This is a genomic window from Aurantiacibacter sp. D1-12 (genome assembly GCF_028858515.1).
Classification (GTDB): domain Bacteria; phylum Pseudomonadota; class Alphaproteobacteria; order Sphingomonadales; family Sphingomonadaceae; genus Alteraurantiacibacter.
In genome coordinates this window covers 261,441-285,585 of the sequence record NZ_JAPJZJ010000002.1, presented here as the reverse complement: position 1 = coordinate 285,585, position 24,145 = coordinate 261,441, and the positions used below count along the sequence as shown (strand labels likewise).

Annotated in this window: 25 protein-coding genes and 2 tRNA genes; 10 read left to right on the top strand and 17 right to left on the bottom strand. The window is 59.7% G+C overall.

The window, feature by feature from the left end; translation table 11 throughout:
* Positions 1-65: 65 nt before the first annotated feature.
* Both OOZ52_RS05510 and OOZ52_RS05505 read right to left on the bottom strand, forming a co-directional pair.
* Positions 66-548 (bottom strand): GNAT family N-acetyltransferase, encoded by a 483-nt coding sequence (locus tag OOZ52_RS05510; protein ID WP_274697502.1) that lies wholly within the window; start codon positions 546-548, stop codon positions 66-68.
* The gene (locus tag OOZ52_RS05505) at positions 545-1,441 is read right to left on the bottom strand and encodes a prephenate dehydratase (protein ID WP_274697501.1); all 897 of its coding nucleotides are present in this window, start codon (positions 1,439-1,441) and stop codon (positions 545-547) included. The genes OOZ52_RS05510 and OOZ52_RS05505 overlap by 4 nt, the downstream gene beginning before the upstream one ends.
* Before the next feature lie 127 nt (positions 1,442-1,568).
* On the opposite strand from OOZ52_RS05505, the gene OOZ52_RS05500 reads away from it, so the two are divergent.
* Complete coding sequence (locus OOZ52_RS05500; RefSeq protein WP_274697500.1) at positions 1,569-2,183, top strand: c-type cytochrome; 615 nt, start codon at positions 1,569-1,571, stop codon at positions 2,181-2,183.
* A 72-nt stretch (positions 2,184-2,255) separates the two neighbouring features.
* Here the strand turns inward: OOZ52_RS05500 and OOZ52_RS05495 are convergent, their stop codons facing one another.
* Positions 2,256-2,924, bottom strand: a complete 669-nt coding sequence (locus tag OOZ52_RS05495; RefSeq protein ID WP_274697499.1) for an RlmE family RNA methyltransferase — start codon at positions 2,922-2,924, stop codon at positions 2,256-2,258.
* Entirely contained in the window at positions 2,924-4,108 is a 1,185-nt protein-coding gene (locus tag OOZ52_RS05490) for a Ppx/GppA phosphatase family protein (RefSeq protein WP_274697498.1), read from the bottom strand. Before OOZ52_RS05490 ends, OOZ52_RS05495 begins: the two co-directional genes overlap by 1 nt.
* A gap of 139 nt (positions 4,109-4,247) precedes the next feature.
* On the opposite strand from OOZ52_RS05490, the gene OOZ52_RS05485 reads away from it, so the two are divergent.
* Both OOZ52_RS05485 and OOZ52_RS05480 read left to right on the top strand, forming a co-directional pair.
* Complete coding sequence (locus tag OOZ52_RS05485; RefSeq protein WP_274697497.1) at positions 4,248-4,832, top strand: TIGR04282 family arsenosugar biosynthesis glycosyltransferase; 585 nt, start codon at positions 4,248-4,250, stop codon at positions 4,830-4,832.
* Positions 4,829-5,554 (top strand): glycosyltransferase, encoded by a 726-nt coding sequence (locus OOZ52_RS05480; RefSeq protein WP_274697496.1) that lies wholly within the window; start codon positions 4,829-4,831, stop codon positions 5,552-5,554. The genes OOZ52_RS05485 and OOZ52_RS05480 overlap by 4 nt, the downstream gene beginning before the upstream one ends.
* Here OOZ52_RS05480 and OOZ52_RS05475 read toward each other — a convergent pair.
* Both OOZ52_RS05475 and OOZ52_RS05470 read right to left on the bottom strand, forming a co-directional pair.
* The gene (locus OOZ52_RS05475; RefSeq protein ID WP_274697495.1) at positions 5,551-6,552 is read right to left on the bottom strand and encodes an SDR family oxidoreductase; all 1,002 of its coding nucleotides are present in this window, start codon (positions 6,550-6,552) and stop codon (positions 5,551-5,553) included. The genes OOZ52_RS05480 and OOZ52_RS05475 overlap by 4 nt on opposite strands.
* On the bottom strand, positions 6,546-7,595 hold the full coding sequence (locus OOZ52_RS05470) for a methyltransferase domain-containing protein (RefSeq protein ID WP_274697494.1): 1,050 nt from the start codon (positions 7,593-7,595) through the stop codon (positions 6,546-6,548). Before OOZ52_RS05470 ends, OOZ52_RS05475 begins: the two co-directional genes overlap by 7 nt.
* Positions 7,596-7,685: 90 nt before the next feature.
* On the opposite strand from OOZ52_RS05470, the gene OOZ52_RS05465 reads away from it, so the two are divergent.
* The 5 genes from OOZ52_RS05465 to OOZ52_RS05445 all read left to right on the top strand — a co-directional run bounded on the left by OOZ52_RS05465 (position 7,686) and on the right by OOZ52_RS05445 (position 11,630).
* Positions 7,686-9,104, top strand: coding sequence for a dihydrolipoyl dehydrogenase family protein (locus OOZ52_RS05465; protein ID WP_274697493.1), 1,419 nt, complete (start codon positions 7,686-7,688; stop codon positions 9,102-9,104).
* The gene (locus tag OOZ52_RS05460) at positions 9,104-10,090 is read left to right on the top strand and encodes a radical SAM protein (protein WP_274697492.1); all 987 of its coding nucleotides are present in this window, start codon (positions 9,104-9,106) and stop codon (positions 10,088-10,090) included. The genes OOZ52_RS05465 and OOZ52_RS05460 overlap by 1 nt, the downstream gene beginning before the upstream one ends.
* 29 nt (positions 10,091-10,119) lie before the next feature.
* On the top strand, positions 10,120-10,551 hold the full coding sequence (locus tag OOZ52_RS05455; protein WP_274697491.1) for a DUF2147 domain-containing protein: 432 nt from the start codon (positions 10,120-10,122) through the stop codon (positions 10,549-10,551).
* Positions 10,552-10,603: 52 nt separating this feature from the next.
* Positions 10,604-10,677, top strand: a tRNA-Gln gene (locus OOZ52_RS05450).
* 62 nt (positions 10,678-10,739) lie between these two features.
* The gene (locus OOZ52_RS05445) at positions 10,740-11,630 is read left to right on the top strand and encodes an LOG family protein (protein ID WP_274697490.1); all 891 of its coding nucleotides are present in this window, start codon (positions 10,740-10,742) and stop codon (positions 11,628-11,630) included.
* Here OOZ52_RS05445 and OOZ52_RS05440 read toward each other — a convergent pair.
* From OOZ52_RS05440 to glmM, 5 genes are all read right to left on the bottom strand, one after another.
* Entirely contained in the window at positions 11,612-12,004 is a 393-nt protein-coding gene (locus OOZ52_RS05440; RefSeq protein WP_274697489.1) for a MerC domain-containing protein, read from the bottom strand. The genes OOZ52_RS05445 and OOZ52_RS05440 overlap by 19 nt on opposite strands.
* 1 nt (position 12,005) lies before the next feature.
* Positions 12,006-12,608: a DUF1826 domain-containing protein gene (locus OOZ52_RS05435; RefSeq protein WP_274697488.1), complete on the bottom strand. Its 603-nt coding sequence runs from the start codon at positions 12,606-12,608 to the stop codon at positions 12,006-12,008.
* A gap of 120 nt (positions 12,609-12,728) precedes the next feature.
* The gene (gene thiD / locus OOZ52_RS05430; protein ID WP_274697487.1) at positions 12,729-13,481 is read right to left on the bottom strand and encodes a bifunctional hydroxymethylpyrimidine kinase/phosphomethylpyrimidine kinase; all 753 of its coding nucleotides are present in this window, start codon (positions 13,479-13,481) and stop codon (positions 12,729-12,731) included.
* 6 nt (positions 13,482-13,487) lie between these two features.
* Positions 13,488-13,712 carry a DUF1272 domain-containing protein gene (locus OOZ52_RS05425; RefSeq protein ID WP_274697486.1) on the bottom strand — a complete coding sequence of 75 codons (225 nt, stop codon included), beginning with the start codon at positions 13,710-13,712 and terminating at the stop codon, positions 13,488-13,490.
* Positions 13,712-15,049, bottom strand: a complete 1,338-nt coding sequence (gene glmM, locus OOZ52_RS05420; protein WP_274697485.1) for a phosphoglucosamine mutase — start codon at positions 15,047-15,049, stop codon at positions 13,712-13,714. Before glmM ends, OOZ52_RS05425 begins: the two co-directional genes overlap by 1 nt.
* A 183-nt stretch (positions 15,050-15,232) precedes the next feature.
* Between glmM and OOZ52_RS05415 the strand changes: the two genes are divergently transcribed.
* Entirely contained in the window at positions 15,233-15,844 is a 612-nt protein-coding gene (locus OOZ52_RS05415) for a superoxide dismutase (RefSeq protein ID WP_274697484.1), read from the top strand.
* Positions 15,845-15,902: 58 nt separating this feature from the next.
* Here OOZ52_RS05415 and OOZ52_RS05410 read toward each other — a convergent pair whose 3' ends face one another.
* The 3 genes from OOZ52_RS05410 to OOZ52_RS05400 are packed head-to-tail and all read right to left on the bottom strand — an operon-like array spanning position 15,903 to position 17,917.
* The gene (locus OOZ52_RS05410; protein WP_274697483.1) at positions 15,903-17,060 is read right to left on the bottom strand and encodes an AI-2E family transporter; all 1,158 of its coding nucleotides are present in this window, start codon (positions 17,058-17,060) and stop codon (positions 15,903-15,905) included.
* A gap of 45 nt (positions 17,061-17,105) precedes the next feature.
* The gene (locus OOZ52_RS05405; protein ID WP_274697482.1) at positions 17,106-17,738 is read right to left on the bottom strand and encodes a sigma-70 family RNA polymerase sigma factor; all 633 of its coding nucleotides are present in this window, start codon (positions 17,736-17,738) and stop codon (positions 17,106-17,108) included.
* On the bottom strand, positions 17,735-17,917 hold the full coding sequence (locus OOZ52_RS05400; RefSeq protein ID WP_274697481.1) for a NepR family anti-sigma factor: 183 nt from the start codon (positions 17,915-17,917) through the stop codon (positions 17,735-17,737). Before OOZ52_RS05400 ends, OOZ52_RS05405 begins: the two co-directional genes overlap by 4 nt.
* A 259-nt stretch (positions 17,918-18,176) precedes the next feature.
* Here OOZ52_RS05400 and OOZ52_RS05395 point away from each other — a divergent pair, with 259 nt between their 5' ends.
* Positions 18,177-19,796, top strand: a complete 1,620-nt coding sequence (locus OOZ52_RS05395) for a CHASE domain-containing protein (protein ID WP_274697480.1) — start codon at positions 18,177-18,179, stop codon at positions 19,794-19,796.
* Between the two features lie 298 nt (positions 19,797-20,094).
* Here the strand turns inward: OOZ52_RS05395 and OOZ52_RS05390 are convergent, their stop codons facing one another.
* The 3 genes from OOZ52_RS05390 to OOZ52_RS05380 all read right to left on the bottom strand — a co-directional run bounded on the left by OOZ52_RS05390 (position 20,095) and on the right by OOZ52_RS05380 (position 24,138).
* Entirely contained in the window at positions 20,095-23,715 is a 3,621-nt protein-coding gene (locus OOZ52_RS05390) for an ATP-dependent DNA helicase (protein WP_274697479.1), read from the bottom strand.
* On the bottom strand, positions 23,712-23,870 hold the full coding sequence (locus tag OOZ52_RS05385; RefSeq protein WP_274697478.1) for a hypothetical protein: 159 nt from the start codon (positions 23,868-23,870) through the stop codon (positions 23,712-23,714). The genes OOZ52_RS05390 and OOZ52_RS05385 overlap by 4 nt, the downstream gene beginning before the upstream one ends.
* Positions 23,871-24,062: 192 nt before the next feature.
* A tRNA-Thr gene (locus OOZ52_RS05380) sits at positions 24,063-24,138 on the bottom strand.
* Between the last annotated feature and the right edge of the window lie 7 nt (positions 24,139-24,145).

Sequence of the window (24,145 nt, the reverse complement as noted above, 5' to 3'; positions counted from 1 at the left end):
GCAAACTGGCATGGCAAGGGTTACGAAGCAATGACTTGGCGCGCGTTTCTGGCGGTAAATTCCGGCTATTTCAGTTCGAGCGACATACACATGCTGAAATCGTCGCTCTCATAGTCCTCAAACGCCTCGCATTCGGCAAAGCCGCGAGAGGAATAGAGCTTTGTCGCGGGTTCAAAAACAGGATGCCTGCCCGTTTCCAAACCGACCCATGTGCAGCCTCTAGCCCGCGCCGTATCCAGCAGGTGGTCGAGCATGGCTTTGCCGGCCCCTTTGCCACGCCAGTCGGCTGATGCGCGCATGGATTTGATTTCGCAACGCTCGGCATCAATCCGCTTCAAGGCACCAATGGCTGCGAGATCATCCCCGCCGCGAGCAGCGAAAAAGGTCACACCCTGTCCTGCAAGCTTTGTGGCGGGCAGGGCATTCACTTTGCACGATGGGGAGTAGCGGTGCATCTCTTCCAGATGCATGTGCAGCAAGGCCAGTATGTCCGGTCGGTTCGGCTGCTCGACTGCGATGCGCAGGTCAGGATGCGCTTCCTCGCTCATCCGCGCTTGCGCGCCAGCGGATAAGTGCCGAATTGCGTCACGCCCTTGCAGTGGAAGGCGAGCTCTTCCATCGCCCGGTCGACCGCCGGATCGCCCGGCGCGCCGATGATGTCGGCGTAGAACATGGTGGCGGCAAAGCTCGCGCCCTTCTGGTAGCTTTCCAGCTTGGTCATGTTGACCCCGTTGGTCGCAAAGCCGCCCATCGCCTTGTAGAGCGCAGCAGGGATGTTCTTCACTTCGAAGACGAAAGTCGTCATCGTTTCCTGATCGGTCAGTGTCGCCGGGTCGAGCGCTTCTTTCGCCAGAATAACAAAGCGCGTGGTGTTGTCCGCGCTGTCCTCCACATTTTCTTCGACGATCTTGAGACCATACAGGTCCGCCGCGAGCGCTGGGGCGATCGCCGCGATCTTGTCGTTGCCGCTTTCCGCGACATAGGCGGCAGAGCCCGCTGTATCGATGTGGCTCATCGGCACGATACCGCGTTCCTGCAGATAGGCGCGACTCTGGCTGAGCGCGTGCGGGTGGCTATAGGCGGCCTCGAACGGGCCTTCCTTGTCCAGCGCCATCAGCGCGTGATGGATGGCGAGGAAATGTTCGCCCACGATGGACAGACCGCTCTCGGGCAGCAGAAAATGAATATCCGCCACGCGCCCTGCTTGCGAATTTTCGATGGGAATCATCGCGCACCCGGCCTCGCCAGACTTCACCGCTTCGATGGCGCCGGCAAAACTGAAGCAAGGCAGCGGCAGGGCTTCGGGTGCCCATTCGACAACAGCGCGATGCGAATTGGCACCGGGTGCGCCCTGAAAAGCGATAGCGCGCTCGGGCTGCTCGGCGGCAGCGGCGCGCATTTTCTCGACCATTGCGAGGGCGGGGGCGGGAAAACTCTCCATAACAAGGCCGCGACTAGCTTGGCTCTTGTACATGGACAAGCGATTATGACCCACTGACCCCTTGCGCGCGTGGCCCGAGACAACTAGAGCGCGAGCCATATTCCACACACGTTAGAAATGACCTGTCATGAATGATCGTATGAACACCATTTTCGGCTGGGTACTGGGCAGCGGTATCGTCGCGCTTGGCGGTGCCATTGTTTCCGGCATGTACTTCCACTCCATCGAAGGCACCGGCGCGGGCTATCCCATTGAAGCGGCGGAAGAGGGGGCTGGAGCGCAGCCCGCAGAAGACATGCTGCCGATTATTCGTGCGGCCAACGCGGAAGATGGCGCTTCGGTGTTTGCCCGCTGTGCATCGTGCCACACGGTCGAGCAGGGCGGTGCCGATGGTATCGGTCCTAACCTTTATGGCGTGATGGGAACGGGCGTTGGCGGTCACGCAGCGGGCTTTGCCTACTCTGAAGCGCTTACCGGGCATGGTGGCACGTGGGATTACGACACGATGGATGCGTGGCTGGAAAATCCGGCGGCATTCGCTCCGGGCACTAAGATGACCTTTGCCGGCCTTTCCAGCGCACAGGACCGTGCGAACGTCATCGCCTATATGCTCAGCAACGGCGGTGACATGGGCATGCTGGAAGCCAAGGCGGCTGCGATGGAAGCAGCCGCTCCGGCAGAAGAGCCTGCGGCTGAAGAAGGTGCGGAAGAAGCTCCGGCTGAAGAAGCCGCTGCCGAATAAAGCTCGCGCACAAGCGAAACAAAAAAGCCCCGGTTCGCGCCGGGGCTTTTTTGTTATGCGGCCTCGACAGCGTTAGTCGCTGCGCCCCTTGAAGCCTTGCGCCACCACGTACCACTCGCTCGAACCCTTGCGGCTGGCGGGTGGCTTGGCGTGTTTTACGGTCTTGAAGTGCCGTTTGAGCAGATCCAACAACTCCGCATCGGTGCCGCCAGCAAAGCCTTTGGCAACAAAAGCGCCGCCTTCGGTCAGGTTCTCGACCGCGAACCATGCGGCGGCCTCTACCAGCGCCATCGTGCGCAGGTGATCGGTTTGTTTGTGGCCGACCGTGTTCGCCGCCATGTCTGACAGAACGAGATCGGCAGGGCCACCCAGCGCCTCTTCCAGCGCACCCGGTGCAGCATCGTCCATAAAGTCCATTTGCAGGATGGTGACGCCTTCGATGGGTTCGGTTTCTAGGTAATCGATGCCAACCACAGTCGCGCCGGGAGCACGCTTGCGCACCACCTGGCTCCAACCGCCAGGTGCAATGCCAAGGTCAATCACGCGCGTTGCGCCTTTCACCAGGCCAAAGCGATCATCCAGCTCGATCAGTTTGAACGCCGCGCGGCTACGCCAGCCTTCATCTTTCGCCTTCTTGACGTAAGGATCGTTGAGTTGGCGTTCGAGCCACCGCTGCGAGCTGGCCTTGCGCTTCTTGGCGCTCTTCAGCCGCCGCTGCGAGTCCTGTCCGGAGCGTGCCATCAGCCCGATACTCCTTCGGATTTAGCCTGGCGTAATGCCGCCTGCGCCTCGGAGCCTTCGGCATCGGCGGTCATCAGGCTGCGCAAGATACCCTCGCGGATACCTCTGTCGGCCACACCGAGGCGCGGGGCAGACCAGATTTCGAGGATTGCTTCGAGGATCGCGCATCCCGCCACCACCAGCTCGGCACGCTCGTGCCCGATGCAATCGAGCTCGGCACGTTCGGCGGGTGACATGGCGGAAAGGCGTTGCGAGATATCGACCATGCTGTCTGTCGGAACGATCAATCCGTCGACCTGGCTGCGGTCATAATGCGGCAGGCCGAGATGAACGCTTGCAAGCGTTGTCACAGTGCCGCTGGTGCCAAGCAGGCGCTGGTCTGGCGAGCGATGCGGCTCAATCCGATCCGAGAATTCGGCGAAGCTTTCAAGCACCAGCTGCTTCATCTTTTCGTAACGCGCGAGGCGGTCCTCTTGCGGGCCCACCTCTTTGCCAACGGTTTCGGTCAGTGACACGACGCCCCAGGGCACGCTCTGCCAGTCGAGTATACGCGGAACCGGCGCTCCGGGCTCGATCAGCACCAGCTCGGTCGAACCGCCGCCGATGTCGAAGATGATCGCAGGGCCGATCCCGTCTTCGAGCAGGATGTGGCAGCCCAGCACGGCAAGGCGCGCTTCCTCCTGCGCGCTGATAATGTTGAGCGCGATGCCGGTTTCCTTTCGCACCCGCTCGATAAAGGCCTCACCATTGCTTGCGCGGCGGCAGGCTTCGGTGGCGACCGAGCGGGCGAGGTGGACATTGCGCTTGCGCAGCTTGTCCGAACAGATCTTGAGAGCGCCAAGCGCCCGGTCCATCGCTGCATCAGACAGGCGCCCGGTTTGCGCCAGCCCTTCGCCCAGCCGGACCACGCGGCTGAAAGCGTCGATCACGACGAAATTGTCTTCAGACGGGCGCGCGATCAGTAGGCGGCAGTTGTTGGTGCCGAGATCAATCGCGGCATAGGCCTGCTTGTATGAATTGTGCGGTGGGCGTCGCCAGCTACTTTCGCTTTGCCGGGCTTTTGCCTTGCCATCGCCGGGAGCGCGGTTCGGGGCCTTTTTCGTCTTGCGGCGGCGGTTTCCCTTGCGGTTTTTCGCCTTACCTTTGGCCTTTTCGCGTCCATCCGGCGGAGAATAATCCGCCATGACTTCGTACTTTCTAACTTCAATATACCCGCCACCAATGAGCGGAACCTGACATCAGGTTAGCCCAAGAGGGGATCGTTCACAAGCTGCTGCGCGTGGGACCGCTCGCCAGCAGGCAATGTTGCGGTTAGAGGGGGGCATGACCTCCACGCTTCCCACCATTGCCCTGTTCGCCAAATTCCCGGTTGCTGGGCAGGCGAAAACGCGGCTTGCTCCGCTGTTGGGAGGTGCGGGTGCGGCAGAGGTTCATCGGCGGCTGGTCGGGCGTACAGTCGCCACGATCCGTGAAAGCGGCTTGCCGTTTCAGGTCTGGACCACTGGGGCTTCGCACACTGAATTTGCCGCATGGCTGGGTGAGGATGTGGCGCTGGTGGAGCAGGGTGAGGGCGACCTAGGCGCACGGCTGTCGCGTGCACCCGCGCCTGCGATCTTGCTCGGCGCGGATGTTCCCGGCCTGACTGCGCAGCACCTGCGCGAGGCTGCCGACGCGCTTGAGACCCATGAAGCTGTGATCGGCCCGGCGAGCGATGGCGGATACTATCTACTCGGCTTTGCCCGCGCGCTCGACTTCCTGTGGCAAGATATGCGCTGGGGCACTGACGAGGTGCTGCGCGAGACCGAAGTGCGGCTGAAAGCCGCCAATGTACGCTATCGCCTGTTGGGTGAACTGGATGATTGCGATCGCCCTGAAGATCTCGAGAAATGGCCGGAACTCGTTCCGTGAGCCGCACCTCCATTGTCATTCCCATGCTCAATGAGGAGCGCGTGCTGCCGCAGGTCGCGGCGGTTCTTGCACAGCTCAATCCGAAACCGTTGGAAGTAATCGCGGTGGACGGCAGCAGCAGCGATGGCTCGCTCGATTTTGTCCGGGCGCAGGGGTGGCGCACTGTGCAGACCGCTGCGGGTAGGGGGCGGCAGATTAACGCCGGAGTTGATGCTGCAGACGGCGACTATGTCGTGGTGCTGCATGCCGACACGGTCCCCCCGCTTGATTTTATCCATGCTATCGAGCGGACGCTGTCTGATCCCGCAATCAGCCTTGCGGGCTTCACCCCGATCCTGCGCGGGCCGGAAAAAACGCGCTGGGGCACCACGCTGCATAATTGGGCGAAAACCTGGTACGCGCCGCTGCTGTTCCGTCCCCACCTGTTCTTCAAAGGTTGCCGTTTGCTGTTCGGCGACCACGCGATGTTCTTCCGCCGCACGCAGTTCCTGGAAAGCGGGGGCTGCGATCCGGCAGCGAAGGTGATGGAAGAGGCCGACCTGTGCATCCGTATGACGCGCTTTGGTCGGGTGAAGATGATTTCCGACCGGGTGGAGACTTCTGACCGCCGGATCGCTAAATGGGGCCCGCTCAAAGCGAACTGGATTTATCTGAAGGTCGGCTTCCTGTGGGGGCTCGGCGCGAAGAAACGTCTGGAGCGGTACTACCCGGACGTGCGTTAACGCGGCTTGGGCAGGTAGTCCGCTTCGATCCCGTGCGCGATAAGCCGGTCCAGCCAAGCGCTATCGGTCGGATTGCATTCGAAGCCCGTCACCGCGCGGAAGCGGCCGTCATCGAACTGCGGATCGCGGGTGAAATAGGCTCCAAACGTCCCGAGCATCCGCCCGGCAAGCATCTGCTCGGCGGGACGCAGTGATGTCGGATCATAGTCCTGCGGTGACACAACTTGCGGGTCGGGGAAGTGCTCGACGCGCTGTACACCGTAAGCCAGTTCGGCAGCCGGAAGCGGATCGCTGGCGACAAGATGGAAGTATGCTCCATTCGCCTCGTTCATGCGCTCTGCAAGGCGGGCAATGCCCTCGGCCACATGGTCGATGGGCACGAGATCGAGTGTTGATCCGGGTACACAGGGAAACTGCGTCACCTTGCCGCGCGCCATCAGGCGGAAGACGTTGCAGAGCGAGGGGAAGTCGCGGATCACGCCGGTCTTGCTGTGGCCGAGCACAATGGAGGGGCGAGCAACCGCGAAGGGAAGACCACTCGCGGCAACCGCCGCTTCTGCCCGTGCCTTGCTGGCTTCGTATCGGTTGGTGAACTGCGTATCGGCAGGCACTGGGCCTTCCGGCACCGCGCCGCTCACCTGCCCGCAGACATAGGCCGTGCTGACATGCAGGAACGCTGCACCCGCTTCCTTGGCATAGGCGAGCGCGTTTTTTGTGCCCTCGACATTGATAGCCTGCAATTCTTCCTCGGGGGCGTCGAATTCCAGGCTGGCGGCGCAGTGGATGACGACATCATGCGGCTCAGGCTCCAGCCCCATCAGCGGCAGCGTCACATCGCCTGAAACGGTCGTGACACCTTCTACCAGCGCGCCATCATTGCCGCGCACCTCCGGATTACGACGGACCATGCCGGTCACCGCATGGCCCTTCGCCACAAGGCGCGCGCAGACATCGCCGCCGATCAGTCCAGCGGCGCCGGTGACGAGAATCTTCAGCAACAGGCCGTGCCCGCCGACGTGTTTTCACTCGCCGACTGGCCGAACGGTGCATCGGTCCCGCAGCCGGGAAATACCCCGTAGTGCTTCGAGAAGTCGCCGATAAATTCAAAATGCTCGGCAAAGCGAGTTTCGGCGAGCATTAGCCAGCTGTTGCCGCAGATCGGGAACGTGCGCCCCGCCTCGATCGCGTGATGCGCGTCGAGTTCCAACACGCGTGGGTGGCCCTCCAGCGTTCCTTTGTAGCGCACGGCCTGCCCATAATCCTCGCACTGCGGTTCAAGTCCATCGAGCTTGAACAGGCGATAGGTGGCGGAGACGAAATTGATCCCGTCCAGTTTGGCCTTCACTTCGCGGTCGTTGATGCCGAGAGGGCGATCAGTGACAAGGCGCGGATCGGCGAAACCGGCGGCCTTGGCGAGGCGATCAAAATCGCCCCAATAAAGCGCGCCGGAAAGGCACTCGCCGTGCAGCACCGGATCGCTCAGCAGATGCTCGGGCACGCGGCGGTCGGCATAGACATCGGAAAAGTACAGCTCGCCTCCCGGCTTCAGCAGCCGATGCGCGGCGCGGAATACGGCTTCCTTGTCAGCGACAAGATTGATGACGCAGTTGGATACGATGACATCGAAGCTACCTTCTTCAAGGCCAAGCTCGCCCAGTTTCTCGATATCGCCTTCGACAAATTCGACATTGGCAAAGCCGAACTGCTCGGCATGCCAGCCCTGATATTCGCGCGCGACGGCGAGCTGCTCAGGAGTGGCGTCGACGCCGGTCACATGGCCGTTCGGTCCGACCAGCTGCGCCAGCAAATAGGCGTCCTGCCCGCTGCCCGAACCAAGGTCGAGCACGCGGCAACTCTCGAGCGCTTGCGGCACTACAAGTCCGCAGCCGTAGTAGCGCGCTTTCACCTCTTCGTGCACATTCTTCAGCGCTCTGGCGACGGCATCGCTCGGCATTTCAAAAGTGCAGCAGGCATCGGTGCGCAGATCGGCCGATCCGCCCAGTACCTTGCCGTAATAGTCCTGTGAGTTTTCGAGATTCATGAAACCGAATGTCCCTTTTCGGCGAAGTGCATGGCCATAACAGGAAGCGTTTCGTTTCCTAGCCCAGATGAGTTACGCACGCGGGGACCTATGGAATACTCACATGACGTTATCGTAATCGGCGGCGGTGCTGCCGGACTGACCGCAGCGGGTGGCTGCGCGCTGTTCGGGCTGAAGACCGCGCTGATCGAAGGCCACAAGATGGGCGGCGAATGCCTCAACAATGGCTGTGTCCCCTCTAAGGCGCTGATCGCCTCCGCCAAGCGCGCTGCCGAAGCGCGCGAAGAAAAGCGCGCGGGCGTGCAACTGGCCGCACCTGTGGTCGACTGGTCCGGCGTGCACAAACACGTCCACGATGCCATCGCGCATATCGAGCCGCATGACAGTGTTGAGCGGTTCGAGGAGATGGGCTGCGAGGTCATTCAGGACTGGGCGAAAATCACCGGACCCAGGGAAGTGACCGTGGGCGGCCGCAAGCTGACCGCACCGCGCATCGTCATTGCGACGGGCTCTGGGCCGTTCGTTCCACCCATTCCAGGGCTGGACGATGTGGACTACCTCACCAATGAAAACCTGTTCGACCTGACCGATCAGCCCGAGCACCTCGTCATCATTGGCGGCGGTGTGATCGGCATGGAGATGGCGCAGAGTTTTCGCCGCCTGGGTAGCGAAGTGACCGTGATCGAACCGGGCGAACCGATGGGCCGCGATGATCGCGACTCCGTCGCCGTCGTAGTTGATGTCATGAAGCGCGAGGGTGTGCGTTTCGTGAAGGGTAAAGCTGACAAAGTCGCAAAGGGCGCGGATGGCAGCGTGACTGTCACCACCGATAGAGGTGAAGACGTGACTGGCAGCCACCTGCTCCTCGCCGTGGGTCGCAAGGCGCGCACCGAAGGCTACGGTCTCGAAGAACTCGGCATTGAACTCGGCCGCAATGGTATCAAGGTCGATGATCGTCGTCGGACTTCAATCAAGCACATTTACGCCATCGGCGATTGCCGTGAAGGGCCGCGGCTGACGCATGTCTCGGGCTACGAAGGCTCGAACGTGGTACTCGAAATTGCGCTTGGACTGCCGACGAAAGTCGATTTCAAGGCGCTGCCCTGGTGCACCTACACTGAGCCCGAAGTCGCCCAGATCGGCATGACCGAGACCGAAGCGCGCGAGAAATTCGGCGACAAGCTCAACGTGGTGAAGGAAGGTTTCGACCATAACGAACGCGCGATTGCAGAAGGCCTGACCGAAGGACATCTGAAAGTCATGTTGAAGGGCAAAAAGGTCGTCGGTGCGAGCATCTGCGGGGTCAATGCGGGCGAGCTGTTGCTGCCGCTCACCCAGTCGATTACCGGTAAATCGGGCACCTTCGATATGGGCGGCGCGATCATTTCTTACCCCACCCGTTCGGAGATCACCAAGGCTGCTGCCTTTGCCGCGTGGGAGCCAACAGTGTTCGGCGCGTGGCCCAAGCGCTGGGTTGCCTTCCTCGCCAAGATCCGCCGGATGTTCTGATGGCAACGCGCAGTCTGTCACGCAACGTGCCCACCGGCGCGTCTCCTTTCGCTGTCGAAGCCGAAGAACTCGCGCGCGAGAAATTCGTCGATCCGCTGGTCACCGCCAAGGGCGAAGCGCGCGCCACCGTGGGGCTGCGCAAGCTCGACACGCTGTGGTTTGCCACGGGCACGCTGTGCAATCTCGCCTGCGCCAATTGCTATATCGAAAGCAGCCCGACCAACGATGCTTTGATCTATATGAGCGCGCAGCATGTCGCACGCTTCCTCGATGAAATCGGCCCACTGAATGTGCGCGAGATTGGTTTCACCGGCGGCGAGCCGTTTATGAATCCGGACATCATTGCGATGATCGAAGGTGCGCTGCGGTGCCAGCACGAAGTGCTGGTGCTGTCCAATGCGATGAAGCCGATGCGGCGGCATGAGGCCGAGCTGTTGCGCCTCCGTCACGATCACGGCGACAGGCTGACGATCCGCGTCTCTATCGACCACCACACGCAAGAAGTGCACGAGGCTGAGCGTGGCCCCAACAGCTGGGAACCGATGCTCGATGGTTTGCGCTGGCTCTCCGCCAACCACTTCTCCATCGCCGCTGCCGGGCGCAGCCTAGCGGGTGAGACGCAGGAGCAGGCACGCTCTGCCTACGGCGCGCTGTTTGAAGCGCAGGGCATCGCCATCGACGCCGCCGATCCTTCGTGCCTCGTGCTCTTTCCGGAGATGGACGCGGCCGCCGATGTGCCCGAAATCACCACCGAATGCTGGGGCATCCTTGGCAAATCGCCCGATGACCAGATGTGTGCGAGCAGCCGTATGGTCGTCCACCGCAAGGGAGAACCTGCGCCGCGAGTAGTCGCCTGCACGCTACTTCCCTATGATCCTGGTTTCGATCTCGGCGATACCATTGCCGAAGCGAACGGCGCGGTGTCGCTCAACCATCCGCATTGCGCGCGCTTTTGCGTGCTCGGCGGAGCGAGTTGTTCAGCCTGAGTTGGAAACCGGCAAGCTAGGTCAATTGTATGGGACATATGATCAAGCCGCTTCTCGCTTCCGCTACGCTGTTTGCCGCCACGCTGGCCACGCCATCTGCCAGTGCGCAGAGCCGCATCGACGGGACCTATATCGACCAGGGCGGCTACGTCGAAATCACCGTGCGTCCCTGCGGCAATGCCCGCTGCGGTACAATCACGCGGATCATCCGCAACAAGCCGGGCGAGCCCGACAACGACGTTCACAATGACAATCCTGCGCTGCGCGATCGCCCGATCCTCGGCATTCGCGTGCTTGAAGGGCTGCGTTGGCGCGATGGTGCCTGGCGTGGTGAAGTCTACAACCCCGAAGACGGTGGAACCTACCGCGCGGTTGTCCGACCGGGCCGGAACGGATCGCTCGATGTGCAGGGCTGCGTGACCCTGTTCTGTCGCACGGTGACCTGGCGCTCTGCGGGCTAACGGGCACTTGACCGAATCCACAGCGCGTTATAGAGGCGCGCGCTCTGATTGGTGCCCCGTCCTCTAACGGTAAGAGAGCGGACTCTGACTCCGTCAATCAAGGTTCGAATCCTTGCGGGGCATCCAGTTCTTCCCTTGACCCTTCGCACACACTGCGTCAGGCCAGATGGCTTGAACAGGAGATTTGCGTGAGCGCCGAAGACGACAAGAATTGCAGCGATTTGCACGATTACAAATTCTACCACGCGGATAGCGAAGCGACCTTCGCCGATTCCGCTCCCAATGACACACCGCAAACGCGCCATCCGGCATACAAGCTGGCTTTCCGCGATACAGACTTCCTGCTGCGCGAAGAACTGCGCCCGGTACGCTTCCAGCTGGAGCTACTGAAGCCCGAAATGCTGCTTGATGAAGCGCGGGTTGGATCGACGCTGGTCATGTACGGCTCTGCGCGCATTCCCTCTCCCGAAGAGGCGGATGCCAAGATTGAGGCGGCGAAGGGGGGTAGTGAATTCGAACAGAAGGTGGCGAAGAACCTTGCCGCCAAAGCCAAGTATTACCAGGTCGCGCATGACCTTGCGAAAATGGCCGGCGAAAAGGCGATTGTCGAAGACGGCAAGCGCCAGTTCGTGGTGTGCTCGGGCGGCGGGCCGTCGATCATGGAGGCTGCCAACCGTGGTGCGAGCGATGCGGGGGCGGAAAGCATCGGCCTCAACATCATCCTGCCGCACGAACAGGCGCCCAACCCCTATGTGACGCCGTACCTGTCATTGAACTTCCACTATTTCGCGCTCAGGAAAATGCACTTCCTGATCCGTGCCCGTGCTGTGGCCGTGTTCCCGGGCGGATTTGGCACCTTTGACGAGTTCTTCGAACTGCTGACGCTGGTGCAGACCGGCAAGATGAAGCCGGTGCCGATCCTGCTCTACGGCAAGGACTTCTGGACCCGCGTCGTCGATTTCGAAGCGATTGCCGAAGAAGGCACGATTTCGAAGAAGGACCTCGACCTGATCACGTGGTGCGAAACTGCGGAAGAGGGCTGGCAGGCGATTGCGGAATTTTATGATCTGGAGGGGTAGGAACCGCCTGAAGTCCGGCGGGAATGCCTGACGAGCCGTAGCCCGTGAGCGCCCGCCAGCAGAAGGCCGCCGATCACAGTCAGCACATCCTCGTTCGCGCCGGTTGACTCGGGAAAGAGCGCGACAATCAGGAATGTTAGTCCAGCGAGGACCGGCGCAGCGAACCATGGTGATCTGGCGGAGTGTGCTCTCGCGAAAACTGCGGCCGAGGCCAGTACAGCCGACGCTGCAAAGACCCAGTGTACCCATTCGCGTTCGGCCAACCCGGACAGTATCGGCATACTGACAGCGAAGATCGGCAGGGCCACGCAGTGGATGATGCACGACAGACTCATTGCCACAGCCGCACGGTCGAGATTGACGGTTGATGACATGTCAGTCCTCTTCCACCGGGTTGAGTACCAGCAGGAGTCGCGCCTCACCGGTACCCGTTATGGGTGGAGAGCGGTGAATTGCAGGGCGTTTCGTCGCGAGCCGGCCTTTGAAGATACCTACATCACCCGCTACAAGTGACTGGATATTGGCGGGCTTGTCGCCTGCTGCAACGCGCTCTGCGTCCAAGCGATCCAGCCATTGCGTGCCGCGTCCGACATATGTCGAAATCAGGCGGGCGGTGACATAGTCTGCATGAAACTTGCGGCAGGCGTCTGTTGTGATGACTTCAAGCCGCACTTCGAGTGCGGACTGGTTGAGGATAGCCCCGAAGTGCTGAGCAAGGCTGCAAATATCGTCAATGAGTGCGACTTTCTGCGGCTCTCCAGCCGTCAGGCCGTCAGGCAGAGTGCACTCCAGCCGTAGTCGCAATACTGAGAGCTCTGTTGTCAGCCGCAATTCAAGTCCTTCAGCCAGCACAAAGTCAAACGGCTGCAGAATCGGATGGCGCTGCCAGATCGCAAGGTTGCATTCCTGTTTGCGGATCTCCGCAAGTCCATCTGGCGCTGATGCAATGTGATGCGCCGGATCAATCAATAGGGTCATGTTGGATCACGAGTCATGAGATGTTGTTACATATCATCTAAACTTAGTGGCTAGGAGTGCAAGGATTTGTTGGGCAGAACGATTTTCCTACAGCTTTCGCGCCCACCTAGCCCCGCCGGATCAGCGCACCGACTGATGCCCAAGCGGTCCGCTGCCCTGACCAAAGCCCGGTGCGGCCAGCAGCGCCTCACGCACGAACTGCCGCGCTTCGGCAACCGCCTCTTCGAGCGGCAGGCCCTGCGCCAGCTTGGTCGCAACCGCGCTCGAGAGCGTGCAGCCGGTGCCGTGTGTGTGCTTGGTGACGATGCGTGCTTCGCTCCACACCACGTCGTCCATGCCGGGTCGCACGAGGCGATCCTCGACCATCGGCCCGTCGGCATCACCGCCCTTGGCGAGGTAGGTGACACCGCGCGCCTCCATGCCACTTACGCCGCCAAGCGCTTCGAGTTCGGGAACGTTAGGGGTGGTGAGCGTGGCGAGCTCCATCAGCCATTCGAACACGTCGATGGTTGCCTCGTCCGCCAGTACGCTGCCGCTGGTGGCAACCATGACGGGATCGAACATAATGGGGCAGGGCAGGTCTTCCAGCCGATCCGCAACTACCTCGGCAATATCGGCGCTACCGAGCATCCCGATCTTGACCGCATCCACGCCGATATCCTCCATGCAGGCATCCATTTGCGCGGCGACAAAGTCCGGATCGCACGCCTCGACCGCGCGCACCCCGCGGGTGTTCTGCGCGGTTAGCGCGGTCACCGCTGTCATAGCGTAGCCGCCGAGCATGGTGATCGTCTTGATGTCCGCCTGAATGCCCGCGCCGCCCGAGCTATCGGACCCGGCAATCGCAAGGATGCGGGGAGGGCGGGCAGCCACTATAGCTCAGCCCTTGAACTTGCGCTCGGTGCTCGCCGGGTGCTTGGCGAGCGCTTTGCCGCGGCGGGTGGGACGGTCGACCAGTTCGCCGCCGCAATTGGGGCAGGTGTCGTCCAGCGCCTCAGCGCACTCGGCGCAGAAGGTGCATTCGAAGCTGCAGATGAAGGCACCCGGCAGGTCGGCCGGTGTGTCTGCGCCGCAGCGCTCGCAATCGGGGCGCATCGCGAGCATCAGAGCGCCTTCTCGACAGCCTTACAGATGTCGTCCACCACGCGGGTAACCTGTGCGGCGTCGTCGCCCTCTGCCATCACGCGGATCAGCGGCTCGGTGCCCGACTTTCGGATCACCAGCCGACCGCTGTTGCCAAGATCGGCTTCGCCATCGGCTATCGCCTGTTTGACGCTCGTGTCCTCCAGCGGATCGCCACCGTCATACTGCACGTTCTTGAGCAGTTGCGGGACGGGGTCGAACAGATGGAGCAGCTCGCTGGCGGGTTTGCCTGTGCGCACCATCGCGGCGAGCACCTGCATCGCGGCGATCGTGCCATCACCCGTGGTCGCATGATCGAGCAGGATCATATGGCCCGACTGCTCCCCGCCGACGTTGCACCCGTGCCGCTTCATCTCTTCGAGAACGTAGCGGTCACCGACCTTGGCCCGGATCAGCTCCAATCCTTCGCCAGCAAGGAACCGCTCGAGGCCTAGGTTGGACATGACCGTGGCGACAACACCGGGCCCTTTGAGCAGACCCTTCAGCTTCCATCGGCTGCCGATCAGGCCCATAATCTGGTCGCCGTCGACTTTCTGCCCCTTCTCGTCGATCACGATCAGGCGGTCCGCATCGCCATCAAGAGCAATGCCAATGTCCGCGCCTTCCTCGACCACGCGGGCTCTGATCGCATCGAGCGAAGTCGAGCCGACACCATCGTTGATGTTGGTGCCGTTGGGGGAGACGCCCATCGCGATGACCTCTGCGCCGAGCTCCCAGATGGCGGTGGGGGTGACGTTGTAGGCCGCGCCGTGCGCGCAATCGATGACGATCTTGAGGCCGTCGAGCCGAAGATCGCTTGGCAGGGCGCGCTTGACCGCGTGGATGTAGCGGCCCTTGGCATCGTCGATCCGCCGCGCACGGCCAATGGCATCGCCTTCGGCCAGCACCGGATCCTGCGACATGGCTGCTTCGATCGCTTCTTCATCGGCATCGGACAGTTTGAAACCGTCCGGGCCAAACAGCTTGATGCCGTTGTCAGGATAGGCGTTGTGGCTGGCAGAGATCATCACCCCGATATCGGCGCGCATTTCGCGCGTCAGCAACGCGACAGCTGGGGTGGGGAGCGGACCGGTCATGATCACATCCATCCCTACACTGGTGAAGCCCGCAACCAGTGCGTTCTCCATCATATAACCCGACAGGCGGGTATCCTTGCCGATCACAACGCGGTGCTTGTGATCGCCGCGCAGGAAATGGCGTCCGGCGGCCTGCCCTACCTTCATCGCCACGGCGGCGTTGAGTGTCTTGCCATTGGCCCGGCCGCGAATGCCGTCCGTGCCGAAATAGGTGCGTCCCATGCTTACCCTTCGATTGCGTGCAACTTGTCTTGGCAAACTGCATGCCGACTTGCGCTCGGCTTGTCACCTATGAAGCTGGTGCGCGGGCTTGTTTGGCGGAAAATCGGCACCAACATGCAACTTGCGCCCGGCTCACGCATTGGTAGGGCATACCGGAATTCAAGACAGGAAGGACAACCACTCATGGCTTTCACACTTATGCCGCTCCCTTACGATAGCGAAGCGATTGCCCCGGCGATCAGCGCGGAGACATTCAGCTTCCATCACGGCAAGCACCACAATGCCTATGTTACGAAAACCAACGATGCGATTGCGGACACAGATCAGGCCGACGCCTCGCTGGCAGAGATCATTGCCGCATCGCGCGGTTCGAACGCCGGCCTGTTCAACAACTCGGCACAGGTGTGGAACCACGGTTTCTTCTGGCATTCGCTCACACCGAGCACCTCGGGCCCGAGCGGCGACCTTGCCGACATGATCGATGCGAGCTTTGGATCGCTTGATGAGCTGAAGGGCCAGTTGAAAGCCAAGGGCACTGGTCACTTTGCCAGCGGCTGGGTCTGGCTCGCGGAAAAGGGCGGCAAGCTGGAAGTCGTCGATACGCACGACGCAGACACGCTGGCTGACAGCGACTACAACCCACTGCTGGTGATCGACCTGTGGGAACACGCCTACTACCTCGATCACCAGAACGCCCGCCCGAGCTACCTCGATGCGGTGGTGGACAATCACCTCAACTGGGACTTCGCGGCTGACAATCTGGCGCGCGGATCGGCCTGGACCTATCCCGCCTGATCACCTGATCAGAGGCATGTGTGCAAAGGGCTCGCTCCTCACCGGGAGCGGGCCCTTTTCAGTCTTCGGCCTGCATATCCAGGATGTTGGTCGAAAACAGCGGTTCACCAAAGATGAAGCCGATAAAGTTGGGTCTGCCCAGATGATCGATCAGCGCTGCGAGCGTCAGCAGGATGGGCACTGAAAGCAGCGCGCCAGCTACGCCCCAGATCCATCCGAAGTACGCGAGAGCCAGCAGGATAGCGACGGGGTTCATGGTGAAGCGCGCGCCCAGCACACTAGGTGTCACGACATTTGACTCCACGGTATGCAGGCCAAGATAGGCGGCGGCAGGAATCAGGCCTACGAACACCGAGTCTGCGGAGCCGAGACCGAACAGGCCAAGCAATACGATCATCATCAGCGGACCGACATAGGGGATGAAGTTTAGAAGCGCAGCAAGCCCACCCCACATGATCGGCGCATCCATACCCATCGCCCATGCGCCAAGCGCGACCACCACTCCGACGCCCAGATTGATCACGCCAACCGTCATGATGTAGGCCGCCACACGGTCCTGCACCTCGCGCATGGCCCGCGCTGCCTTGAGGCTGGCGCCAACTTGTTGGCGATCCAGCAGGAGACGACGGCGCATGCGCACCCGTGCTTCGATCATGAAGAAGGCGAGCATGAAGGTCAGCAGCAGCTCAAGCAGCACGGTTGGCGTTGCGAGTGCAAGCTGCTCCAGCATGGTTGGCCCGGCGAGGACGACTTCGGTCCCCTTGTCGCCGGTCAGGGCGGCGAGTTGCTCGTTGAGCTGCGCGACCCACGCGAAGGTCATCTGCAGCTCGCTGAAGTGCTCTCCCACTTGTGTGATCATCGCCGGAACCTCGTCATAAAGCGAGATTGCAGGCGTGAAGACCGCGGTCAGCGCAAGAGCGAGGATCGCGAAGAAGGCGAGCAGGGCGAGCAGCGATGCAAGGATGTTGGGCACTCCCCAGCTCGCCATCTTGTCTGCCAGTGGTGAGAGAATGATCGTCAGAATCAAACCCGCGACGAGCGGCAGGAAAACGACCGAACCGATCGAGAGAACGAAGGGCAGGGCAAAAAACAGGCCAATCGCCAACAGCACGACAAGCGCGGAGATCAGCCGCAATTCTTGTGCGGCAAAGGTCATCGTGCGGCGACGAGCCGCTCCGATGCTTTCATCTTCCGGAAAATCCCCCTCCGAACTCATGCTCGCCTGAAATTCCTTCTTCGTGCGAGCATGCAGCCCGCGAAATTACTTGATTGACGCGGTTTCACCGCGACCGGCAGCGACCTCGTCCAGTTCCTCCAGAATGGCGCGGTGCGCTGCAGGGTCTTCTATTGAACGATCGGGGATGTCGCCATCCTGAATCATGCTGGACAGCGTCGCACGGGCGCGCCCGACGCGGCTCTTGATCGTACCGACTGCACAGCCACAGATGTTGGCCGCCTCTTCGTAAGAGAAACCGCCTGCGCCCACGAGCAGCAATGCCTCGCGCCGCTCCGGTGGCAGGGTCAGCAATGCGCGATGGAGGTCGGACAGGTGGATGGGCTCTTCCTGACTTGCGGGTGCGGTAAGAATTCGCTCCGCCACACCCTCATCATATTCCCCGCGAAACCGATTACGGCGCATATCCGTGAGATAGGCATTGCGCAGGATCACGAAGGTCCAGGCTCTCATCGATGTACCGGGTTCAAACCGTTCCTGCGCAGCCCATGCCTTGAGCAGGGCTTCCTGCACGAGATCGTCCGCCATGTCGGGGCGCCCGCAAAGCCCGCGAGCGAATGCACGCAGATGCGGCACGACTTCGGTCAGCTCGCGTTTGAACGCACGCTTGTCTTCGGCGCTGCGCTTGGGCAGCTCCTTCTTCGCCTTGGTCTCGCTCATCCGTTTTCGTTCTCATCCAGTTTGGAGAGAAGGTCCTTGAAGCTATCGGGCAGCGGCTCATCCAGCACGCTGTCGTAAAGTCGCTTGAGGCCGGAAGTCCATTCCGGGCCATCTTGCTTGGGAGCATCCGCATTTTCCGTCTGCGGTGCAAGCTTCTTGTTGTCTTGAGACGGTACCATTGGCTGAAAAATTCTATCCCATCGAAAACGCGGAGTTCTTGCAGCCCGGTTCGAGATGGGCATTGCTTGTGCCGCGCTTTGCAAAAAATTGTGCGATACTGTGTGCGATTGGAACGAAATCCGTCGCGTCCGGTTCCCCGCATAGTGCGTTTCTTCTCGGCATGAGCCGAATTGCGCGAGATTTAGAGGTAAGAGGGTGCAACAGGCGGCCGAACGGCGGAGCAGGACAAAACGGTGGCTCCTGAGCTATCCGCGGGCTTTGCCCGTCGGCATTTTTGCGCTGGTCGCAGCCATCACGATCCTCAGCGTCTTCGCAATTGAACGCGGCGAGACCCAGCGTGACGCGGCGCAGCTGAGCGCCCGGACAACAGCCATTGCCGCCGCACTCGAACGCCGCGCCAATGCCAGCAGCGCCTATCTACGTGCAGGCGCGGCCTTGCTTTCGACAATGGATGAAGTTCCGGCGGACGATTTCCGGCGTTTCGTATCGGAGCTGCGGCTTGATGCCGACTATCGCGGTGCTGAAGGGATCGGCTGGGCAAGGGTCGTCTTCCCGACGCAGGTTGAGGAATTCAATGCGCTGGTGGCGGAGCAAGGGCCGGGCTCGTACGAGCTCTATCCTGGCTTGTCCGGCGAGCAGGCTTTTGCAGTCCCCGTCACATTCTTGCAGCCCGATACAGAACGCAACCGCCGGGCACTGGGCTTTGACATGTATTCGGAGCCCGTCCGCCGCGCCGCGATGCAGGAGGCAGAGGAATACGCGCGGCCTGTCGCCAGCGGTAAGGTCGTGTTGCAACAGGAAGGAAACGGCGAAGCGCCGGGCTTCCTGATCTACATGCCCGTGTTCGAGGCTGGGCCAGGCGGCCGACAATTGAAGGGTTTTATCTACAGCCCGTTCAACGCGCAGGATTTTCTGCAAAGCGCGCTCGAACTCGAGGATGCTGGGTCCTATGGCGTTCGGCTCTATGCCGAGGACCCCGATCAAGGAGAGGAGTCGCTGGTCGCCAGCACTTTTGACGGCGAAATGAGCCGCCTTCGCAATGTCCGCCAGACGGTGGTGATTGCCGAACACGCGTTCGTCCTCTTGGTTAGCGAGCGACGAAGCCCCGGTCTTTCCGGCCTCTCGATGGTGACGCTGATCTTTGGCCTGCTGGTTGCCACGCTGCTTTTGTTGCTGGTGCGGATGCTCACCCAGCAAGCGAAAGAGGATGAGTCTTCGCTAACCTGGTTTGAAGAGCAGGCATCGATCCGCAATTCATTGACCAGAGAGCTCAATCACAGGGTCAAGAACACGCTTGCCAATGTGCTTTCGATTATCGCCCTGACGCGCCGCCGTGCCGAGGATGTGGACGAATTTGCGACCTCACTGGATGGGCGAGTGCGGGCATTGTCTGCAACGCACGATCTGCTGACCCAGTCGGACTGGGGCTCCACCCCGATCCGTTCGGTCGTGGACGCTGAATTGTTGCCCTACGCGCATGGCGGCGATCATCAGTTGCAGCTCAGCGGTCCCGATATCGAGCTTGCCCCCAACGATGCGCTATCGCTCGGTCTTGCGGTGCACGAACTGGCGACAAATGCTGGCAAGTATGGCGCGCTAAGCCAGCCCGGCGGCACCGTGAGTGTGGATTGGGTGCTCGCTTCTGAAGACCTTGTCCGCGTTGAATGGCTGGAACGTGGTGGGCCGCCTGTTGCATCGAACCGAACCCGGGGTTTCGGCACCGATCTCATCGAGCGGATTGTCGCGCATGAACTTCGCCACCCTGTACAGCTGGATTTTGACAAGGAAGGGGTACGGTGCGTGCTGATGATTCCCGTGCGCCGCCCCAGTGAATTCGCCATTCGCGCCGGCAAGGCTTCGTTCGACGCGGGGAGGTAGCCGGGTTCTGCATGTCTCTGACTTGCATGTGATTTGCGAATCCAATTCGCAAATCACGTTCGAATTGGTTGATGCACACCCCGAAATGACGTCCAAAGCTATAATATTTAACAAGAAAACCCGGCATCACCGCTGCGTACGGTGTGCCTATCAGTTCCAATGTGCGCGGGCGCCGCCGGTATCACTGGGTGAATAGTCGGCGGATTCACTGATAGCTCTCATTTTCGGATCGGGAGCAGGAATTCAACCCGACCGAGCAATAACCCGGCGGCCATTCAGAGCGTGGTATGCAGAAGTTTTAGAGACTACGCTTGAGATCGCCAATGAGGCGGTTTGCCTCTGAGCTTAGCTGACTGCCCTCAAAAGTTTCGACAAGTCGGCCAGCAAAGTGCTTTTCATACCATGAAGTCTTCTGATCACGATGAGCTTTGTAGGCCTCATCTGAGAGCATTCCCCAGTGCTCCCAAAAGAGTCTTTCTCCCCCGATCCGCAATGTGAAGTCGGGCAGATAAAAGCTCCCATCCGGCGCGTAAGCTGGCTCCTCATAGGTAAAGGGAATCCTAGCTTGATGGAGGAGGTTGGCAATGATCACTTCCGATTTGGATCTGACCATGTCCCCACTGAGCGCCTCGTGTATCTTACCGCTTTCGTACCAGTCGTCTCTATTCAGCAGATGGTCTTCGACTGGTCTGAAACGGTCAAAGAGCGATGAGGACACTAGCAAGCTCTGGGCGTTCTCTTTGCGTCGAGCCTCAAGCAACGGCGACAGGCTGCCTTGCACGTACAGACGACAATGCCCCTGAGCTCGTGTGAGAGCCGTATACAGTAGTTCAGCGGAGAGTGGTCGACGAGAGTTCGGTAAAACAACAAAAGTCTTCTCGAACTCGCTGCCCTGTGACTTATGTATGGAGATTGCATAGGCCAGCTCAAGGTTGCCCTCGATGCTTTCAGAAACGTACCTGCCCTTCCTGTCGGTCGGCAATCCCCGACCATAATTCACGCAGAGCTTCTCTTTTCGAGCAAATTTGACCTGAAATCTTTTCAAACGCTTTTTGCTGTAGCCTGCAAAAACCTTCTTCAAATCACTTCGATCAAAATTATGGGCCTCCACATACCCGATCTCACCATTGAAGAGTTCTACTTTCCGCAGCTTGTTTTTATCAAAATCATACGCCCATAATCCGCGACGGGAAGTTCTATTTTGGACCTGGATTACCTTATCGTTCAAGGTTACGCCGTCGACAGCGCCAACCCGGTCCATCAAGTCGTTAGTAAGTACGGACTGGAGGGCAACGTTAAGTGCATCAACACCATGCAGTTCGCCACGATGTGGAGTGAGAACCTGAAGCCTCTCCGGTCGGTTCTGCATCACTTCCTTACGCCATAACTTATAGATCGGCTCCTCACCGTCGCTGGCAGGCAGTGCGGCTACCAAATCTTCGATCAAGCTATCGACGAGGTCGTCGGGTGAATCCCAAAAGATCACCTCAAGATCCTCGTCAACGTGGCCTCCCTGATGAACCTTCTTAAGCAGATCTTCCGCCTCTGGCGTTGTTTGCTCAGCTTGGGCGGCTGGATCGACAAGGAAGAGCTCAGCTAGCCCAAGGATGCCTTCGCCGCGTCCATCGATGCGGTTTTCCATCTGACGCATGTTTGTTTCGAGCACCGCCAGGTTGGGAGCATTTGAGCCTCGCATCCAATCTATAACGTCCGAGAACACTCTTCCGCGACCAATCGGAGGCAACTGGTTGTGGTCGCCGACAAGGATCAAGCGCTTCACGCCTTGCCATTCAATCGCGCGGAAGAATGTAGCGGCCAATTGAAGGTCTAGCATCGACGTTTCATCGATGACGATTGTACCCTCAAGGTCGGAGCGCTTTCCACCGCTCCGCTTGAAAGTTAGGTTGTCATTCAACCATCCATTCGACGCGAGAAAGGAGTGAATTGTCGATACGTCGACGCCCGAGATTTTGTGCCGCTCGAACACCGCTCTAACTCGGTCTGTAGCCTTTCCGGTGGGCGTCATTACGTGGACACGGGCACCGGCACCCTCGACCTGACGCAAGCCCTTTACGATTGCGCGAATAATCGTTGTTTTGCCAGTTCCGGCCCGACCGGAAATCACTGACAGAGGGAGACGGAAAATCTGAGCGCATTGGTCTGCCTGGGCACGAACGGCCTTGCGATATTCTTCACCGCCCTTTTGCGCGAGGATCGATTCTTCGTCAGAAACAGAACGCAACCAGAAACCATCTGGGATTGGGCGTGATAGCGAGATTTCTGGTCGGTCAAAAAGCTCGTTGAGCGTCCTTTCAACCGTTCGTTCATCTTCGAAAACGCGTTGCAAATAGAGATAGAGCCGATCAGCTTCCGAGCGAAGGACCAGCGATTTCTCCAGCGCTTCACGATCAACCTCAAAGTATCGCATGCTGAAGGTGTGTCGCTTCCACTCGGGCAATCGATCAAGGCGTGCATTGACCTCTTTCAAAACGATGTCAGCAGGACGGAAGGTCTGATTGGGTTCTCGCCTTAGTTGTTCGACACAAAGCGATCGGAACCTGCGGGGATCGTCATGGAGCATCTCGCACAGAGCCTCTGCTCCTAGCTCAGGGGATGGGAAAACACCTCGGTCAATCGTACTCCATGGAATGATGTCATCGAGACCGTCGCCAACAAAAAACTCACTCAGCAAGTATGGATCATCGACAATTTCTTGTAGCTCTGAAAGACCATGTGAAAGCCGGTTTTCACTGACGATCACTTCAAGCTGATCGAAGTATATATCGATCCGCACGGCGACGGTCTTTAGGAATGCCCTGACATCGTCTTCAAGGAGTTGCCACGCTCTTGCGACTTGCTTCGCGTTCACCCCGGTTAGATCAAGCTCCTGACATTCTTTCCCGCTCTCCAGGGCAGTGAAGAATCGTTCGAATGCCTCCTTTTCATTTCCCGCGTCGCAAAGCTCTTTCGCCTTGGGAATGCACGTTTCAGCGTTTAGCAGGTCCATCACGGTGAGGAGGCCAGGATAGAGTCCGCGACGCTGCCAGAGCCTGGCAATCTGTGCTTGAACCCACTTCTCTCTGACGCCCCAGTCCTCGTGCGTATCGCCGATGTCTTTCAGTCGTTGGATGACCCCCAACATCTGCTCAAGCATGCCGATTGTAGTGTCATCGGTTAGATGCCGAGCTCCGTACTTGCAGGTTGCTGGATGTTCTGGGGTGAGAAGGATCGATTCCAAGATTTCCGGTTGATCACGATATGCGTGATAGGGAATGCGGAATCCCTCGTTGGGATAGTGCGAGCTTACATTGCGCGCCCAGATCATTCCGCCGGCATAGTTCTCACGGACATAGTCCGAGGGGTTGGAATAAAAGAGAGGTTTGCCGATCTGTTTGACCCTTGAAACGCCCACGATCACATACTTCGGGTCATTTTCGTCGGTAAATGGGTTCGAGTGGTTGGCGTAGTAGAAGATCAGACTTTCGTCAGCTTCCAGCTCTTCGAAGAAACCTTCCGCACCTTCGCGCCGCTTGTCGTTGTCGAGCCGTCCATTGGTATAGACTTCGTCGCCATACATCGACTCATACGGCCAGACGCAAACCGTTGATGGCGGAATATCCCACTCCTCCCGCTCAGCACCGTCATAAAAAAAGTCAGGTGGGTTGGAGAAGCCTCGTATGGGCTCCGGGCCGAACGCGTTGATACTGTAGATGCAAGGCGGCAGGTCATCACTACCGAGCTTGCAAACCGCTTTTCCGGCGCATTTGGTTTCCTGCTCCAGGTCTCGTTCCCGGTGAATGACGTCGCCGGGGTAGGATCTTAGTCCTACGCAGTATGTATTTTGTTCTGGCTTGGCGCATACTCGCCCGTTCCAGCCATCATCGTGCCATGCAACGCGTGCGGTAAGGTGCGTAGTCATGCGTCTTCGAGGTCATTGATCTGAGTTTCGGTGATCTTGGTGTTGGGTTCTAGAACGATATTGGCAGGACCATTTGCGTCGTCAAAGAAACGCCAACCAGCTTCATCAAGAAGCCGATTGATCTTTATTCTTGCCGCTGCTTCTTTTTTCCCCAACGCCTTCACCCTGTGCCGTAGTTGAGCACAACTATCCAAGAACAAGCGTTTGGTTGCAAGCGCTTCTAAGTACAGATGCTACGGGCTACGTCACCGGCGTTTCAATCGACCAGCGACAATTTTGCGCCACAGGCACGATCAATTCGATCAGCGTCTGCTTGCTAGGCCGCCAGTTTGAGCAAACGGAAGCCATGGTGCCGCTTACGTGACTCGAACACGTGACCCCATCATTACGAATGATGTGCTCTACCAACTGAGCTAAAGCGGCATTCCAT

Bases quoted from the DNA above. Each gene is read 5' to 3' on its own strand.
- OOZ52_RS05510 (WP_274697502.1), bottom strand. From the start codon at position 548: ATGAGCGAGGAAGCGCATCCTGACCTGCGCATCGCAGTCGAGCAGCCG.
- OOZ52_RS05505 (WP_274697501.1), bottom strand. From the start codon at position 1,441: ATGGAGAGTTTTCCCGCCCCCGCCCTCGCAATGGTCGAGAAAATGCGC.
- OOZ52_RS05500 (WP_274697500.1), top strand. From the start codon at position 1,569: ATGAATGATCGTATGAACACCATTTTCGGCTGGGTACTGGGCAGCGGT.
- OOZ52_RS05495 (WP_274697499.1), bottom strand. From the start codon at position 2,924: ATGGCACGCTCCGGACAGGACTCGCAGCGGCGGCTGAAGAGCGCCAAG.
- OOZ52_RS05490 (WP_274697498.1), bottom strand. From the start codon at position 4,108: ATGGCGGATTATTCTCCGCCGGATGGACGCGAAAAGGCCAAAGGTAAG.
- OOZ52_RS05485 (WP_274697497.1), top strand. From the start codon at position 4,248: ATGACCTCCACGCTTCCCACCATTGCCCTGTTCGCCAAATTCCCGGTT.
- OOZ52_RS05470 (WP_274697494.1), bottom strand. From the start codon at position 7,595: ATGAATCTCGAAAACTCACAGGACTATTACGGCAAGGTACTGGGCGGA.
- OOZ52_RS05465 (WP_274697493.1), top strand. From the start codon at position 7,686: ATGGAATACTCACATGACGTTATCGTAATCGGCGGCGGTGCTGCCGGA.
- OOZ52_RS05460 (WP_274697492.1), top strand. From the start codon at position 9,104: ATGGCAACGCGCAGTCTGTCACGCAACGTGCCCACCGGCGCGTCTCCT.
- OOZ52_RS05455 (WP_274697491.1), top strand. From the start codon at position 10,120: ATGGGACATATGATCAAGCCGCTTCTCGCTTCCGCTACGCTGTTTGCC.
- OOZ52_RS05440 (WP_274697489.1), bottom strand. From the start codon at position 12,004: ATGTCATCAACCGTCAATCTCGACCGTGCGGCTGTGGCAATGAGTCTG.
- OOZ52_RS05435 (WP_274697488.1), bottom strand. From the start codon at position 12,608: ATGACCCTATTGATTGATCCGGCGCATCACATTGCATCAGCGCCAGAT.
- OOZ52_RS05425 (WP_274697486.1), bottom strand. From the start codon at position 13,712: ATGCTCGCGATGCGCCCCGATTGCGAGCGCTGCGGCGCAGACACACCG.
- glmM (WP_274697485.1), bottom strand. From the start codon at position 15,049: ATGGGACGCACCTATTTCGGCACGGACGGCATTCGCGGCCGGGCCAAT.
- OOZ52_RS05415 (WP_274697484.1), top strand. From the start codon at position 15,233: ATGGCTTTCACACTTATGCCGCTCCCTTACGATAGCGAAGCGATTGCC.
- OOZ52_RS05410 (WP_274697483.1), bottom strand. From the start codon at position 17,060: ATGAGTTCGGAGGGGGATTTTCCGGAAGATGAAAGCATCGGAGCGGCT.
- OOZ52_RS05405 (WP_274697482.1), bottom strand. From the start codon at position 17,738: ATGAGCGAGACCAAGGCGAAGAAGGAGCTGCCCAAGCGCAGCGCCGAA.
- OOZ52_RS05400 (WP_274697481.1), bottom strand. From the start codon at position 17,917: ATGGTACCGTCTCAAGACAACAAGAAGCTTGCACCGCAGACGGAAAAT.
- OOZ52_RS05390 (WP_274697479.1), bottom strand. From the start codon at position 23,715: ATGACTACGCACCTTACCGCACGCGTTGCATGGCACGATGATGGCTGG.